14 protein-coding genes are annotated in these 14,674 nt (G+C 67.7%); all 14 read right to left on the bottom strand.

Going from position 1 to position 14,674, the window contains the following annotated elements; genetic code table 11:
- Window positions 1-32: 32 nt before the first annotated feature.
- Entirely contained in the window at window positions 33-629 is a 597-nt protein-coding gene (locus ACM2ZB_RS03540) for a nucleotidyltransferase family protein (RefSeq protein ID WP_416057458.1), read from the bottom strand.
- Window positions 626-1,558 (bottom strand): XdhC family protein, encoded by a 933-nt coding sequence (locus ACM2ZB_RS03545; RefSeq protein ID WP_416057459.1) that lies wholly within the window; start codon window positions 1,556-1,558, stop codon window positions 626-628. Before ACM2ZB_RS03545 ends, ACM2ZB_RS03540 begins: the two co-directional genes overlap by 4 nt.
- A gap of 53 nt (window positions 1,559-1,611) precedes the next feature.
- The gene (gene paoC / locus ACM2ZB_RS03550; RefSeq protein ID WP_416057460.1) at window positions 1,612-3,813 is read right to left on the bottom strand and encodes an aldehyde oxidoreductase molybdenum-binding subunit PaoC; all 2,202 of its coding nucleotides are present in this window, start codon (window positions 3,811-3,813) and stop codon (window positions 1,612-1,614) included.
- A complete protein-coding gene (locus tag ACM2ZB_RS03555) occupies window positions 3,810-4,766 on the bottom strand; it encodes an FAD binding domain-containing protein (protein WP_416057461.1) in 957 nt (318 codons plus the stop codon). The genes paoC and ACM2ZB_RS03555 overlap by 4 nt, the downstream gene beginning before the upstream one ends.
- Entirely contained in the window at window positions 4,763-5,410 is a 648-nt protein-coding gene (gene paoA, locus ACM2ZB_RS03560; protein ID WP_416057462.1) for an aldehyde dehydrogenase iron-sulfur subunit PaoA, read from the bottom strand. Before paoA ends, ACM2ZB_RS03555 begins: the two co-directional genes overlap by 4 nt.
- Before the next feature lie 114 nt (window positions 5,411-5,524).
- Entirely contained in the window at window positions 5,525-8,263 is a 2,739-nt protein-coding gene (locus ACM2ZB_RS03565; RefSeq protein WP_416057463.1) for a PAS domain-containing protein, read from the bottom strand.
- 161 nt (window positions 8,264-8,424) lie between these two features.
- Entirely contained in the window at window positions 8,425-8,685 is a 261-nt protein-coding gene (locus tag ACM2ZB_RS03570; RefSeq protein WP_313436000.1) for a hypothetical protein, read from the bottom strand.
- Window positions 8,682-10,034, bottom strand: a complete 1,353-nt coding sequence (locus ACM2ZB_RS03575) for a TFIIB-type zinc ribbon-containing protein (RefSeq protein WP_416057464.1) — start codon at window positions 10,032-10,034, stop codon at window positions 8,682-8,684. Before ACM2ZB_RS03575 ends, ACM2ZB_RS03570 begins: the two co-directional genes overlap by 4 nt.
- 21 nt (window positions 10,035-10,055) lie before the next feature.
- A complete protein-coding gene (locus ACM2ZB_RS03580; protein ID WP_416057465.1) occupies window positions 10,056-11,195 on the bottom strand; it encodes an SPFH domain-containing protein in 1,140 nt (379 codons plus the stop codon).
- 175 nt (window positions 11,196-11,370) lie between these two features.
- Window positions 11,371-11,634, bottom strand: a complete 264-nt coding sequence (locus ACM2ZB_RS03585; RefSeq protein WP_416057466.1) for a CD225/dispanin family protein — start codon at window positions 11,632-11,634, stop codon at window positions 11,371-11,373.
- Window positions 11,635-11,723: 89 nt separating this feature from the next.
- Window positions 11,724-12,257: a lipocalin family protein gene (locus ACM2ZB_RS03590; protein ID WP_313436008.1), complete on the bottom strand. Its 534-nt coding sequence runs from the start codon at window positions 12,255-12,257 to the stop codon at window positions 11,724-11,726.
- Window positions 12,258-12,269: 12 nt separating this feature from the next.
- The gene (locus tag ACM2ZB_RS03595; RefSeq protein WP_416057467.1) at window positions 12,270-13,343 is read right to left on the bottom strand and encodes an SAM-dependent methyltransferase; all 1,074 of its coding nucleotides are present in this window, start codon (window positions 13,341-13,343) and stop codon (window positions 12,270-12,272) included.
- Entirely contained in the window at window positions 13,340-14,128 is a 789-nt protein-coding gene (locus ACM2ZB_RS03600) for a DUF1295 domain-containing protein (protein WP_416057468.1), read from the bottom strand. Before ACM2ZB_RS03600 ends, ACM2ZB_RS03595 begins: the two co-directional genes overlap by 4 nt.
- Window positions 14,125-14,673 carry a DUF2878 domain-containing protein gene (locus tag ACM2ZB_RS03605; RefSeq protein ID WP_416057469.1) on the bottom strand — a complete coding sequence of 183 codons (549 nt, stop codon included), beginning with the start codon at window positions 14,671-14,673 and terminating at the stop codon, window positions 14,125-14,127. The genes ACM2ZB_RS03600 and ACM2ZB_RS03605 overlap by 4 nt, the downstream gene beginning before the upstream one ends.
- Window position 14,674: the final 1 nt, after the last annotated feature.

Genomic DNA, 14,674 nt, shown 5'->3' on the forward strand with positions numbered 1-14,674 from the left:
TGTGTACGCGCAATCGATAGGCGGGCGGGCGGTCAGCGCGGCAACGCGTCGATCCAGCCCGCTGCACGCGCGGCCTGCAGATCCTGCGGCTGGTCGATGTCCTGCAGGGGCACCAGGCTGCGGCACGCGGCAATGCCCGGCGTCTGCCGCAGCCGCTGGCCGAAGCCATGGTCGCCCGTCAGGCCAGCCCTGTCCTCGAACCACGCTGCGGGCACCACCGCTGGCGAACCCAGGACCTCATCGGACAATGTCGCGGCGCACCGGGCGGGTGAGCGGGCGGCGGCCTCGATCAAGGCCTGCAGGTGGGCGAGGTCCAGGCGGGGCTGGTCGCAGACCATCACCAGCACCGTCTCTGCATCGCCCAGGCAGGGGGCGGCGAGGCGAAGACTGCTGCCAACGCCATCGGCGGGCGAGGGGTTGCACACGTGGCGCGCGGGCAGGCCGACCAGCTCGGCATCGAACGCCTCGCCGCTGGGCGTCACGACCACCAGCACCTGCGGTTGCGTTTCGCCGGCAAGCCTGGCCGCACGCCGCAGCAGGGACTCGCCATTTACACACAGCAGTTGCTTGGCCTGGCCAAGCCGGGTACTGAGCCCCGCCGCAAGCACCACTGCCGAATGCCGGGTCATGCGTCGCCCAAGGGGCTGCCATGGCGCCAGGCTTGCAGTTGTGCGGCGATGCTGAGTGCGATGGCCTCCGGGCCACGCCCACCCAATGCCAGGCCGATGGGCGAGCGCAGGCGTGGCTGGAGCGCGGCGCGGGTGTCCGCGTCAATCAACTGGAACAGATCGTCCTTGCGCCGACGCGGGCCCAGCAGGCCAATGAACGGGGTGCGTGAGCGGCCAAGCTGGATCAGCGCCTGCAGATCCAGCTCGAAGTTGTGGTGCATGATCAACGCCGCGTCCAACCAGGGCGGTGGCGGAGATGCGGTGGGCGTGTCCGGCGCAGGAAGACGAGCGCGCCACGCCGCGCGCGGCTCCTCGATTTGCACGCGCCAGCCTAGGCGGGTCAGCAGCGGAACCAGCAACTCCGTCTCGGGTCCGGCCCCATGAATGTGGACCAGCGGCGGGCGGTGCCACTGCAGGTGCCACGCGGGGGACGGGGCGGCGCTGTCTGCCGTATCCGCCGCAAGATAGGCCGACATCGCAGAGGCGGCGCATCGGAACCCTACATGCCCGTCTGCAGCAAGATCCAGGTAGAGCGCATGGCGGCCCTCCAGCCAGGTATCCAGAACGCCTGCAAGCGCTGGCAGGTGATGCAACGGCAGCAGCCCGATCCACTGGCAGCCGCGGCAGCCCACCGCGTTGCCGGAAAACAGGGAGGCGTCATCGCGTGTATCGATCGCCATCCAGCGGATGCGGCCATCCCGCGCAACCTGCTGCGCAGCCTCCGCCAGCGCAGGTTCCAGGCAACCGCCGCTGAGCCAGCCCACTTGTTCCTCCTGTGCGAACAGCACGCAGGTGCCGGCGCGGCTGTAGGTCGAACCTTCGGTCTGCAGGACCAGGGCCAGCACCGCTGGCAGCTGGTTGCGGGCGGCCTCGGCGGCCGCCTGCAACACTTGGCGCGCGTTGCCGGTTTCCAGTTCCAGCGGCGCGGGCGTGAGCGCAGTGGTCATGCGATGGCCGGCAACCCGCGCAGCAGCTTGTCCAGCGTCAGTGGGTAGTCCCTGACCCGCACGCCTGTCGCGTTGTAGACGGCATTGGCGATGGCGGCACTGACGCCACACAGCCCCAGTTCGCCGACACCCTTGGCCTTCATCGGCGAGGAAATGGCGTCGGCGTCATCCAGGAACACCACCTCCTGGTGCGGGACATCCGCGTGCACCGGCACTTCGTAGCCGGCCAGATCGTGGTTGACGAAGAAGCCCAGCCGCGGGTCGATCACCAATTCTTCCGACAGCGCGGCCCCGATCCCCATCGTCATCGCGCCGATCACCTGGCTGCGCGCGGTGGTGGGGTTGAGGATGCGGCCGGCTGCACAGACGGCCAGCATCCTGCGGATGCGGCTTTCGCCGGTGGCCACGTCGACACCGACTTCAACGAAGTGGGCGGCGAAGGTGGACTGTTGGTACTTTTCCTGCAGTTGGGCGAACTCGATGCTGTCCTCGGCCACCAGTTCCCCCTGCGCTGCCGCCTCTGCAAGCCTGCGTTGCCTGCCGCCGTCCATCACCTGTCCGTCTTCAAAACGGGCAGTGGCCGGGTCCATTTCCAGGGCCATGGCCACCTTCGCGCGCAGCGCCATGCAGGCCGCATACACGCCTGCGGTGGAACTGTTGGCGCCCCACTGGCCTCCGGAACCGGCGGCCACCGGGAAGCGGGAATCGCCCAGCCTGACGGTGACCTGCTGCAGGGGAACGCCCAACATCTCCGCCGCTGTCTGCCCGATGATGGTGTAACTGCCGGTGCCGATATCGGTCATGTCGGTCTCGACGGTCACCCGGCCATCGCCTGCGAGCCGCACACGCGCGCCGGATTTCATCACCAGGTTGTTGCGGAATCCTGCGGCCATTCCCATGCCGACCAGCCAACGCCCGTCGCGGCGGCTTGCAGGCTGGGGACTTCGATTGTGCCAGCCGAAACGATCGGCGCCCGACTGCAGGCATTGGACCAGCTGGCGCTGGGAGAAGGGGCGTGACGGGTCGCTCGGGTCCACCTGCGTGTCGTTGCGGATGCGCAGCTCGACCGGGTCAATCCTGAGCTTTTCCGCCAGCTCATCCATGGCGATCTCCAGCGCCATCAGCCCCGGTGTTTCACCCGGTGCGCGCATTGCATTGCCTTCCGGCAGATCCAGCGTGGCCAAGCGCATGGCTGCCAAGCGGTGGGCGCCGGCGTAGAGGAAGCGGGTCTGCTGTACGGCCTCTTCGGGCGAGCCGCCGGGCAGGTTTCCCGACCACGATTCATGGCCGATGGCCGTCAGCGTTCCCTGCGCCGTGGCACCCAGCCGGATACGCTGCAGCGTGGCGGGCCGATGCGTCGTGTTGTTGGCCACCAGCGGGCGCTGCAGCGCCACCTTCACAGGCCGCTTGGCAGCACGTGCGGCCAGCGCGGCCAGCAGGGCATCGGAGCGCAGGAACAGCTTTCCGCCGAACCCGCCGCCGATGTAGGGCGAGACCAGCCGCACGTTCTCCTTGGCAATGCCCAGTGTCCTGGCCAGATCGGTGCGGCCCCAGTCGATCATCTGGTTCGACGTCCACACCGTCAGCTGGTCACCGTTCCACGCGGCCAGGGTGGCATGGGGCTCCATCATCGCGTGCGACTGGTCGGGCGTGTGGTACGTGGCATCCAGGGTGACCTCGGCGTCGTGGAAGGCCTTCTCGAAATCGCCCACCCGCGCATCAGGCTCCGGGGTTTTCAGCGAAGACTCCTGACGGCTGGCCGCTTCCAGATCGAAGCGGCCATGCTGCGGGGTGTAGCGCACGCGCACCTTGCCCGCCGCGGCGCGAGCCTGTTCAAACGTTTCGGCGACCACCACGGCCAGCGCCTGGTGGTAGTGGCTGACCGCCGGGCCGCCCAGCAGCGGCGCCGCGTTGCGCTTCACCCGCTGCAAGGGGCCGGCGTTGTCCGCAGTCACAATGGCCAGCACGCCGGGCGAGCGCCGTGCCGCTTCAAGGTCCATGGCGGCCACCGTGCCTGTAGCGATGCCTGCGCCCACCACGACGCCATACGCCGGCGTCTCGGGCACGGCATCGTGCCATTCGTAGGCATACGTTGCCTGGCCGGATACCTTGCGCGGGCCATCGATGCGTGGATGCGGCTGGCCGACGACCTTTTCCGCGTCGATGGGATTGCTGCCGGCAGGGGTGTCGAACTTCATGCCTGCGCCCTCGCGTCGTGCAGGATGGATGCCAGCGTGCGCTCTGCCAGCAGTGCCTTGAAGCCGTTCTGTGCTGTCGGCGTGGCATCGTGCAACAGGGCCGAGATCACGGCGGCGGCACCCTGTGGCAGGGCTGCGTCGGCCACGTCACTGCGCCAAGGCTTGTAGGCAACGCCGCCCAGCGCAACGCGCCCGGAGCCATCGGCCTGCACGATCACCGCAACCGAAACCAGGGCAAAGGCATAGGACGCGCGGTCGCGCACCTTGCGGTAAACGTGCAGGCCGCCTGCGGGACGTGGCAGGACCACGGCGGAAATGAGTTCGCCGCGCTGCAAGGAGGTTTCGATGTGCGGGGTGGTGCCGGGGGCACGGTACAGCGCATCGAGCGGGAGCGTACGTCGTGTCCCATCCGCGCGCAGCGTCTCCACCGTGGCGCCGAGGGCCATCATCGCCACGGCCATGTCACTGGGGTGGGTGGCGATACAGTCAGGGCTGCTGCCGATGATCGCCAGCTGTCGGCTCACACCTTCCCTGGCGGCGCAACCGCTTCCGGGCAACCGTTTGTTGCAGGCCTGGGCCGTGTCGTAGAAATAGGGGCAGCGGGTGCGTTGCAGCAGATTGCCGGCCGTGGTGGCCTTGTTGCGCAGCTGTCCCGATGCGCCGGAAACCAGGGCGCGGGTCAGCAGTGCGTAGTCGCGCCGCACGCGGGCATCGGCTGCCAGGTCAGTATTGCGTACCAGGGCACCGATGCGGAGTCCGCCGTCGGCGGCGGCGTCAATGCGGTCCATGCCCAGCCCGTTGACGTCGATCAGGTGGGTGGGGGTCTCCACCTCGAGCTTCATCAGGTCCAGCAGGTTGGTGCCGCCGGCAATGAAGCGTGATCCTGGCGTGCGCATTGCCGCGGCGACGGCGTCGGTCTCGCTGGCCGGCCGTTCATAGCTGAAAGCCCTCATGTGCGCTCTCCGGCGGCATCCTGGATGGCTTCGACAATGTTGGAATACGCACCACAGCGGCAGATGTTGCCGCTCATGCGTTCGCGGATCTCGTCGGCACTGAGTTCAGCGGGGCCGTCCAGGCGGGCGGTGACATGGCTGGGGATGCCGCGGCGCACCTCGTCCAGTACTGCCACGGCCGAGCAGATCTGGCCGGGGGTGCAGTAACCACACTGGAAGCCATCGTGTTTGACGAAGGCCGCCTGCATGGCACTCAGGTTTTCCGGCGTGCCCAAGCCCTCGATGGTGGTGATGCTGGCGCCCTCGTGCATGACCGCCAGGGTCAGGCAGGCATTGATGCGGCGGCCATCCACCAGCACCGTGCAGGCACCGCACTGGCCGTGATCGCAGCCCTTCTTGGTGCCGGTCAGCTGCAGATGCTCGCGCAGGGCGTCCAGCAGTGTCACCCGCGTATCAAGCGTGAGCGTGCGGTCGCTGCCGTTGACGCTGAAGGAAACGCGGGCGGTAACGGGCGCGCGTGCACCGGAGCGGTCGGGCTCGGCAGCGGCGGCGATGGCGGCGGGCATGGCCATCGTGGTGGCCGATCCTGCGCTGAGCTTGAGCATGTCCCGGCGCGAGAGAGGGACGTTGGACGGGGGATTCATCGGAACTCCGCTGGCGGCAGCTGGCTGACGGGATGTCAGGCAGCATGGCCTTGCCGCGGTGGGCAGCCGGTGAAGCCGCACCTCGCACCGCATTCATCCGCGAGCAGTGCGACCCTACGCGGCCGCGGTGAGCACGGCGCGTACACGCGCCGCCAGCTCGCCGATGGTGAAGGGCTTGCCGATCAGCTGCACCTGCGCATCCAGGACGCCGTCGTCAACCAGCGCATTGCGGCTGTTGCCGGTGGCGAACAGCACTTTCAGCTGCGGATGCCGCGCACGCGCCTGGTCGGCCAGCTGGCGGCCGTTCACCCCGGGCATCACCACGTCGGTGAACAGCAGGGCAATATCGGGATGGGAGTGCAGCAGGGGCAGGGCAGTGGCTGCGCCGTCGGCGGACAGCACGCGGTAGCCGAGTTCGGTCAGCGCATCGACTGAAAACGCGCGCACCGCCGCATCATCGTCAACCACCAGGATCCGTTCCGCGCCGCCACCGGACAGCGGGGCAGGGTCTGCCGCTGCTGCGGGCACGGCATCCACGTCCGCCAGCAGGCGCGGCAGATAGATGGCGACCGTCGTGCCCTGGCCGGGAACGGAGTCAAGCCGGATGTGCCCATTGGATTGCTGCACGAAGCCGTAGACCTGTGACAGGCCCAGGCCGGTGCCTTGTCCCACCGGTTTGGTGGTGAAGAACGGATCGAAGGCGCGCGCCATCACCTCCGGCGGCATGCCGCTGCCGGTGTCGGCAACCGCGATGCGCACGTAGTCGCCGCCGGGGATGCCGCCGTGTTCGGCTGCATTGGCCAGGTTGATGTGGCAGTTGCTGGTCTGCAGGCTCAGACGGCCGCCACCGGGCATCGCATCGCGTGCGTTCACCGCAAGGTTGAGGATGACGTTCTCCATCTGGCTGGCGTCGGCATGGGTCCACCACTGGCCGCCGCCCAGCACGGTTTCCAGGATGATGCTGCTGCCCAGCGAATGCACCAGCAGGTCGGTCATGCCGGCCACCAGATGGTTCACATCCAGCGCTACCGGCTGCAGCGGCTGCTGGCGCGAGAAGGCGAGCAGCCGCTGCGTCAGCTGCGCGGCGCGCTGGGCGCCATCCAGTGCCATTTCGATGTAACGCACGGCGCGGGCGTCACTGTCGCCGATACGCAGTGCCAGCAGGTCCAGGGGCCCGATCACCGTGGCCAGCATGTTGTTGAAGTCATGGGCGATGCCGCCGCTGAGCTGGCCTACCGCTTCCATCTTCCGGCTCTGCCGCAGGGCGTCCTCCACCCGCATGCGCTCGGCCACTTCGGCATGGACACGCGCTTCCAGCTGTTCGTTCAGCTCGCGCAGGCGCGCATCGGCGGCCTTGCGCGCGGTGATGTCGATCGCCACGCCCAGCATGCGTACGCAGCGGCCCGCTTCGAAGATGCCGCGCCCCTTGGCGGCAACCCAGCGCACGACACCATCGTCCTTGCCGATCGTGCGGTATTCCACATCGTAGTTGCTGCGCCGGTCCGGATCGGCGGCCTGGTCGAGCGCGGCGAGCGTGGCCTGGCGATCATCCGGATGCAGACCGTTGTGGAAGTCATCGATCGTGACCTCGGCATCGGAGGCGATACCGAACATGGCCTTCGTCCGCGACGGCCACAGCAGCACGTTGTGCACCAGATCAAGATCCCACAGCCCCAGTTCGCCCGCCTCGGCAGCCAGGCGCAGACGTTCCTCACCCTCGGCCAGCGCAGCCTCGGCCGCCTTGCGCCCGGACAGGTCCAGCATGGCACCGATCATCCGCAGCGGCCGACCATCCACGTCACGAAGCACCGCGCCGCGGTCCAGTACTGCCGCATAGCTGCCGTCGGCACGGCGGAAGCGGTATTCGCCGCTCCAGGCGAGGCCGTCGCCGTCGATCACCGCGTGGATGGCATGGTCGATGCGTTCCCGGTCGTCGGGATGGATATGGTCCAGCCACCACTGTGCGCTGGTTTCCATCACCCTGTGGCCGAACAGGCTGGACAGTGCCTCGTTCCACACCACGTGGCCATCGTCCATGCGCCAGTCCCAGACCGCGTCGTTGGTAGCCTGCGCCGCCAGGCGGTAGCGCTCCTCGATGTGCAGGCGCTCGGCTTCGGCTGACTTGCGGTCGGTGATGTCCAGCGACGTGCCGACCAGGCCGACCACCTTGCCGTCGCCGTCGCGCAGCGGTGCCTTGGTCGACAGCCACCAGGCGCGGCGGCCATCGGGAAAACTGACCTGCTCCTCCAGCTGTTCGCCCTGGCCGCTGGCCATGATCCGTTCGTCGGTGGCCATCACTGCGGCGGCCTGGGCGGGATCGCCCAGCAGTTCGGCATCGGTGCGCCCGACATATTCGGAAGGCGGGCGGCCGATCAGCTCGGTGGTGCCGCTGTTGCCGATCAGCAGCCGGCCCTGCCGATCCTTGGCATACATCACCCCGGGCGCCGCTTCGACGAAGGAGCGCAGCAATGCCTGCGCCTGGTCGCGCTCGGCCTGCACGCGCAGTCGCTCGCTGATGTCGATCAGGACGCCAGGGAAGCTCTGGGCCTGGCCATGTTCGTCCAGATCGACGCGGCCGATGCTCTCCAGCCAGTGGTAGTTGCCATCCTCGCCACGGGCCCGGTACTGGTGGGAAAACCGACCGCCGTGCTGCACGGCCTGTTCGATCGCCGCAGCCAGCCCGGGCTGGTCATCGGGATGGATGGCACCCAGCACCTCGTGCAGCTGCAGCTTGCGGTGCGCCATTGCCGGGTCCAGCCCGAAGGCCCGGGCCAGTGCTTCATCGACGGTCAGCTGGTCGCGCGGAACATCCCAGAACCAGGTGCCGACGATCGCCCCCGCGGCCAGGGCCATGTTCACGCTTTCCGTGGCGCGCGCGGATTGGGGGGCGGCAGGCGAAGGCTGGTTCACGGCAGATCTCAGGCGGCAGGTGAGCCCCGGCCATGGCAACGCGGCAGGGACGCAAAGGGCGGCCAGTCTAGATCAAGCCCGTGTCACAGCGGCGTCGTGCCGTATCAGTCCCCGTCGGGCTTTACCCGTGCTACCCGTTTGCGGTACTCGTACACGTTGTCACCGCGGATCCGCTTTTCCTGCGTGCCGGTGATCGAATCCACGCGCCGGTCCGAACCGGTCACCGGCTTGGCCTCGATGGCGGTTTCGTGTTCGAACGAATGCGATTTGTCGGTGTTGCGGTAATAGCGGTACAGCGCCCAGTACAACGCCGTAGCGCCGGCCGGGCCGGCCGCCAGCAACCAGAGACCACTGTCGTCGCTCATGTTGTTCCCACCAGGAAGGCAATTGCCAGGGCTTCGATGATGGTGCCGGTAGTCAGCGCGGCCAGCAGCAGCTTCCACTGCTGCACGGGCACGCTGCCCATCGTTTCACCGGTGCGGCCGTTGACCGCGATGTAGTGCAGCATGCCGCCGTTGCGGCCCGGCTGGTGGTACGAGTACAGCCACACCGGCAGGTACATCGATACCCAGCGGGTGCCGTGCACCTCCAGTTGTTCCTGCTCCCAGCGCACGCCGCGGTCGTAGCGGCGCACGGTGCCTTCCACCTGCGAACGGGCGATGGACAGCAGCTGGTCCTCCAGGCGCGGGCGCAGCTTCTCCACATCCAGGTTGCGCTTTTCGGAGGTGAAGCCGGCCAGGTAGGACGCGTTCCACTTCACCGCGTTCTTGGTGTCGAACGGCAGGATGGTGTTGATGATGTTGTTGGTGTTGGCGCGCGTGTCCAGGTTGCCGCGTTCGGCCGAGGATTCCAGCGGCAGGTCATCCACGGTGAAATCGACCTGGCGTTCCACCTGGTAGACGTCGGCGTCGTAGTAGGTCTGCTTGTTCTTCTCGGTGCCACGGGTGTATTCGCGGGTCTTGATTTCGCCCTTGCCGGCCACGGCCGCGCTGACATTGCTGTCCACGATCATGTAGGGCAGGTACACGCCCACCACGTTTTCCGGGGTGAACTGGTCCTTGAACGCCTTCAGCGCGAACAGCCGGCGCTTGTCCACGAACTGGCGGATACGGGCCACCGCGTCGTCCTTCCTGATGTGGAAGGGCAGCACCGCGTCAGGCACCGCGCCGTTGGCGATCTGTTCGTTCACGCCGAACACGTGGCGGCACCAGTGGCAGCGTGCGGTCATCGTGCTTTCGGTGTTGACCGTCACTTCGGCGCCGCAGCCGGTGCACTTGAACGTCATCAGCGCGGCGGTGCCGGCGTCGATGTCGCGGGCACCGGAGGCGATGACCGTGCCGCGAAGCTGGTCCAGCGCCTCGCCCAGGCCGAACTCCTCCTCCACCCGCGCACCGTGCCATTCGTGGCGGCAGTACAGGCAGACCAGGATGTCGGTGCCCAGCTTGGGGCGGATATCGGTGGCGCCGCACCTGGGGCAGCGGTTCAGGCCGTCCTTCAGTTCGGTGGCCGAAGTATCGATGGCGAGTGGATCGGGGGCCTCGATCTCGTCACGGATCGCCTGCGGCAGCGGGCCGGTGTCGAGCGGGAAGCTGCCGGGCAGGGGCGGGACGTCCTGCGGCGAACCCGGGCCATCCAGCTTGGCCGCCGGCAAGGGCGGCGGCGAAGCGGGAGCGGCCTGGGGCAGCGGTGGTGGACCGTTTCTGGGGTCTGACATGGAATATGCGCGTCCTGCGGCTTACAGGCCCAGCGCCTTGGCCTTCAGCGCGTCGTAGTCGCCCTGCGTGATCAGGCCCAGGTCGAGCATTTCCTTGGCCTTCTTCAGCTTGGCCACCGGATCGTCGGCGGCCGGCGTGGCCGGCTGCTGCAGGTTGCCGGCGCCGAACATGCCCGAGGCCATGCCCACGCCCACCAGGCCCGCCGCTCCGCCATTCTCGCCGGCCGACTGGATGCCCTGGGCGACGCTGGCCTGCAGGTTGGAATTGCCGCGCGAGCCGGACAGCGCATCGGCGCGCTGCACGGTCTTCAGCAGTTCGCGGGTGTTGGCGTCGTACTCGATGGAAACGATGGCGGTCTTGACGATGGCCAGGCCGCGATCGGACTGCCACTGGTAGGCCTGTTCCACCGCCGCGGACAGGCTCTGCGCGAAGCCGATCGAATCCTGCTGCAGCTTGGTGATGCGGTTGCCCTTGAACGGGTCGTTGGTATACAGGCTGAAGGCCGGCGCCAGCGAACCCACCACTTCATTGAACAGCTGGGTGGCCGCGGCATTGTCCAGATCGGTGAAGTCGAACACCTGGCCCGCCTGCAGATAGGTGGCCGGCACGAAGTTCTTCACGAACAGGATCGGGTCGACGATCTTCAGCGTGTACGAGCCACGGGTGACCGCGCCGACCTGGGTATTGAGGAAACCGTCGTCCCAGTAGATTTCCGACTGGGTACCGAAGCGGTTGTCCGGCAGTTCCTTGAGCGATACGAAGAAGGCCGCCTGCTGCGAGCCCGGCTGGCCGCCGAACTTGAAGCGTTCCCAGCTCTGCTTGATGAACGTGCTGACCACGCCGTCGCCGGCGAAGATCGACTGCGAATTGAGATCGTCCGAACGCCATTCGTAACCACCGGCTTCAGCCACGAAGGCGGTGATGGCGCCGTCCTGGAACAGCAGCAGGCCGTAGCCTTCGGGCACGACGATCTTCGAGCCGTTGCTGATGATGTTGGACGAACCGTGGGTGTTGGATCCGCGCCCGGCATTGGTGCCGTGCGGCACGGCCGCGAACAGCGCCGCCGTGGACGGCAGGCCCGTCGGCACGGTGTAGAAGTCTTTCCACTGGTCGGCCAGAACACCGCCCACTGCACCCTTGACCGCCTGTACCAGACCCATGACCTGCTCCCTGTGGTTGACCGGACAGGCACAGCGCCTGTCGTGCTCGGCTGACTATAGAGGAGCGGGGCCACGGCCCGCCACCAGTACCCGGCGCGCCCATTCATGAAAAGGTGCTGCGCTGCGGTGGCCCGGCGAGGGCAGCTGCGGGACACGACCCGCAGCTGCCAGGGCGTTACATCATCGCGCGGTTGATCAGGCCGTAGCCGATCAGCAGCACGACCAGGGCCGGCAGGGTGACGAACGAGGCGATCATCCAGCGCAGGGTCTTGCGCGAGGCGATGGCGGCCGGCGCCATCTGGCCGGTGGCCTTCAGCGACGAGGTCTTGTTGGCGTAGATGGTGGCGACGATGCCGAACGGCCAGAAGCCACCGAAGATGCTCAGGATGGCCCAGAACAGGTAATCCTTGGGCGGATTGGCGCGTGCTGCATTCTCCATGAAAACGTTTCCTCCTTGATGGAGGCGGGATTATGGAGAAAGCCTGCGCGTTTTGGAACGCCGATTCTGGAACGCCGATCAGCCGCTGATCAGCGCACGGACTGCGGCACCGGTCGCAAACGCGAAATGTCATAGCCCATCGCCGCGATGCGCTGCACGGCCGCCTGGTAGTCCTCGGCCGATACCTGCGGTGTGCGCGCCATGTACCAGACATAGTCACGTTTGCTGCGCGCCACGATGGTCTGGCTGTAACCGGGGTCCACCCAGGCGATGATGTACTCGGCCTGGATGGGCCAGACGAACTGCATGCCCCAGACGGCGCCGTTGCCTTCCTTCTCCACGCGGCCCAGCGGGTGCATGGTCTTCAACGGCGCCTCGAAGCTGCCCTTGCGGTAGGTGAAGGTGGTCTGGATGCGCCCGTCCGGCCGCAGGTCGTAGCGCTCGATGGCGTCGAACGCTTCGCGCTCGGGCCAGGACGGAATATGGGCGATCACGTACCAGTCGCCCATGAAGCGCGGCACATCCACCGACGGCGCACGCGGCAGCGGGCGTGTGTCCTGGCTGCTGCAGCCACTGCCGAACAGGGCCACGGCCAGCATCGAAAGCAGGGGCAGGGTGCGCATGGGCAGGCTCCTTCAGCGGGGGCGGAACAGGTAGTGGGCCACCAGCCATTGCTGGCCGTCGTCGTAGCCGAACAGTTCGGCGCAGGCCATCCAGAACATGCGCCAGCGCTGCCACCAGATGGCGGCGGCCGCTTCGCCATAGGTGGCCTGCAGCACCGGCATGACCCGCTCGCGCGCGGCATCCTGGTTGGCCAGCCAATGGTCGGCCGTGCGCTGGTAGTGGGTGCCGTCCAGCAGCCAGCGCTGGTCCAGCTGCAGATCCTGCTGGAAGTTCAGCAGGGTATCGGCGGCCGGCATCAGGCCACCGGTGAAGAAGTGGCGGCCCATCCAGTTGTCATCGCCTTCGGTCTCGAACGGGTACATCAGCGTGCGGTGGGCGAAGATATGCACGAACAGCGCGCCATCGGGGCGCAGCCAGCCGGCAATGCGCGCCATCAGCTGTGCGTAGTTGCGCACGTGTTCGAACATTTCCACCGACACGCAGCGGTCGAAACGCGCAGCCGGCAGCTCCAGCAGGTTCACGTCGCGGGTCAGCACCTCCACATTGCGCAGGCCGCGCTGCTGGCACTGGGCCATGATGTGTTCGCGCTGGCTGTTGGAGTTGGATACTGCGGTGATGCGCGCATTGGGGAACCTCTCGGCCATCCACAGCGTCAGCGAGCCCCAGCCGCAGCCCAGTTCCAGGATGTCCTGGCCATCGCGCAGGCCGGCGCGTTGTCCGTACAGCTCCAGCATGGCCTCCTCGGCCTGGTCCAGGGTTTCGTGACCGGTGCGGTAGTAGCAGCTGCTGTACTTCAGGCGCTTGCCCAGGCAGGCCTGGAAGAAGGCGGCCGGCACCTCGTAGTGCTGGCGGTTGGCGGCATCCACGTGAAGGGCCACCGCGCTGCCGGCCAGTTCGGTGATGCGCCGCTGGTAACGCAGCGACTGCGAGGCCAGGCCGCCGTCCAGTTCTTCCTGCAGGCGCTGTGCGCACAGGCGGCGGATGCCAGCGCGCAGTGCGACGTCGGGAATCCAGCCGCGTTCGGCCCAACCGGTCAGGCCCGCTTCGGTTTCAATGCGGGGGTGCAGCGACGTGGTCGCGTTCATGGCGTGCGGTCCTGTGTGGAAGGGCGGGGGAACCAGGGAAAGAACATCGGGGTGCTGCGCTGGTAGTCGCGGTAGTCATCACCCCGGCTGCGCAGGGCCTGCTTTTCGGTGAACGGTACGCCGCTGAGATAGCGCAGGAACACGTACATCAGCAGCGGGCCGGACCAGGCCAGCCACCACAGCGGCGAACCGACGGCCAGCAGCACGTAGGTGAACCAGTGCAGCCATTCGAAGAAGTAGTTGGGATGGCGCGAGTACCGCCACAAGCCCTGCCGGCAGGTGCGGCCCTTGTTGGCCGGGGCGGCGCGGAAGCGTGCCAGCTGGCGGTCGGCCAACGCCTCGCCGCCTACGCTCAGCAGCCACACCGCGACCGCCGCGGCGATCCAGCCGGCGTTTTCGGCAGCCGTGTTGAGCGCTACGGCCAGGAAAGGTAACGCGAACAGCACCACCAGCAGCGCCTGGGCCATGAAGAAGCCGAAGATCTTTCCCTGGTGGCCATTCCAGTGCTCGCGCAGGTAGCGGTAGCGACCGTCCTCGTCTTCGTGACGCACGCGGTGCCACAGGTGCAGGGCAAGGCGGCTGCCCCACAGTCCCCCCAGCAGCGCCAGCGCGATGCGGGTCGGCACCGCGCCATCGCCCAGCCAGGCCAGCAGCAGCGCGCCTGCGGCCACGCCCTTCGCCCACAGCACGTCCACCACGCCGATGTTCTGGTGGCGGCGCTGCCATGCCCAGCCCCAGCACATGACCAGCACGGCATACAGCAGCACCCAGCCAAGCAGGCTCATGATCGGGCTCCGTTCAGTCCATCAAGGGGCGGCGCATTGCACCCGCGGCGGGCGACAACGCACAGCAGCGGCAGGGCTACGCTCCAGCCCAGGCCCAGCAGCACGACGCCGTGCCATGCCGGTGCGCGGAACTGCACCGCGTCGAAGCCACGCGCGGCCGACAGATAGGCCAGCGGCGCCAGCAGCAGGCCGAACAGCACGGGCAGCAGCAGGTGCCGCTGCAGGAAGCGCATCGACGAGGTCAGGGTCATTGCGAAGGCCGCCCATAGGGCCATGATCCAGGGCGGCGGTGCGGCACCCAGCGGCGCGGCGGCGTAGCGCACGCTGCCGCTGGCGGCGGCAAGACCGTCCACCAGCCAGGCACAGGCCAGTGCCAGCACCAGCAGGCGCAGGTCCACGCGTGGCTGCGGCGACAGCATCAGCTGGCTGGCCACATACAGTGCCGCAGCCAGCAGCGCGGGCCACTGCCAGCCACGCCCCGCGCCGGCCACCGCGCACAGCCAGACGACCTGGTTGCCGATCACGTTGGCCCAGGTGCGTGCCATG

Source organism: Stenotrophomonas maltophilia (assembly GCF_047782825.1).
Classification (GTDB): Bacteria; Pseudomonadota; Gammaproteobacteria; order Xanthomonadales; family Xanthomonadaceae; genus Stenotrophomonas.

Bases quoted from the DNA above. Each gene is read 5' to 3' on its own strand.
- ACM2ZB_RS03540 (WP_416057458.1), bottom strand. From the start codon at position 629: ATGACCCGGCATTCGGCAGTGGTGCTTGCGGCGGGGCTCAGTACCCGG.
- paoC (WP_416057460.1), bottom strand. From the start codon at position 3,813: ATGAAGTTCGACACCCCTGCCGGCAGCAATCCCATCGACGCGGAAAAG.
- ACM2ZB_RS03555 (WP_416057461.1), bottom strand. From the start codon at position 4,766: ATGAGGGCTTTCAGCTATGAACGGCCGGCCAGCGAGACCGACGCCGTC.
- paoA (WP_416057462.1), bottom strand. From the start codon at position 5,410: ATGAATCCCCCGTCCAACGTCCCTCTCTCGCGCCGGGACATGCTCAAG.
- ACM2ZB_RS03565 (WP_416057463.1), bottom strand. From the start codon at position 8,263: ATGGCCCTGGCCGCGGGGGCGATCGTCGGCACCTGGTTCTGGGATGTT.
- ACM2ZB_RS03570 (WP_313436000.1), bottom strand. From the start codon at position 8,685: ATGAGCGACGACAGTGGTCTCTGGTTGCTGGCGGCCGGCCCGGCCGGC.
- ACM2ZB_RS03575 (WP_416057464.1), bottom strand. From the start codon at position 10,034: ATGTCAGACCCCAGAAACGGTCCACCACCGCTGCCCCAGGCCGCTCCC.
- ACM2ZB_RS03580 (WP_416057465.1), bottom strand. From the start codon at position 11,195: ATGGGTCTGGTACAGGCGGTCAAGGGTGCAGTGGGCGGTGTTCTGGCC.
- ACM2ZB_RS03585 (WP_416057466.1), bottom strand. From the start codon at position 11,634: ATGGAGAATGCAGCACGCGCCAATCCGCCCAAGGATTACCTGTTCTGG.
- ACM2ZB_RS03590 (WP_313436008.1), bottom strand. From the start codon at position 12,257: ATGCGCACCCTGCCCCTGCTTTCGATGCTGGCCGTGGCCCTGTTCGGC.
- ACM2ZB_RS03595 (WP_416057467.1), bottom strand. From the start codon at position 13,343: ATGAACGCGACCACGTCGCTGCACCCCCGCATTGAAACCGAAGCGGGC.
- ACM2ZB_RS03600 (WP_416057468.1), bottom strand. From the start codon at position 14,128: ATGAGCCTGCTTGGCTGGGTGCTGCTGTATGCCGTGCTGGTCATGTGC.
- ACM2ZB_RS03605 (WP_416057469.1), bottom strand. From the start codon at position 14,673: ATGGCACGCACCTGGGCCAACGTGATCGGCAACCAGGTCGTCTGGCTG.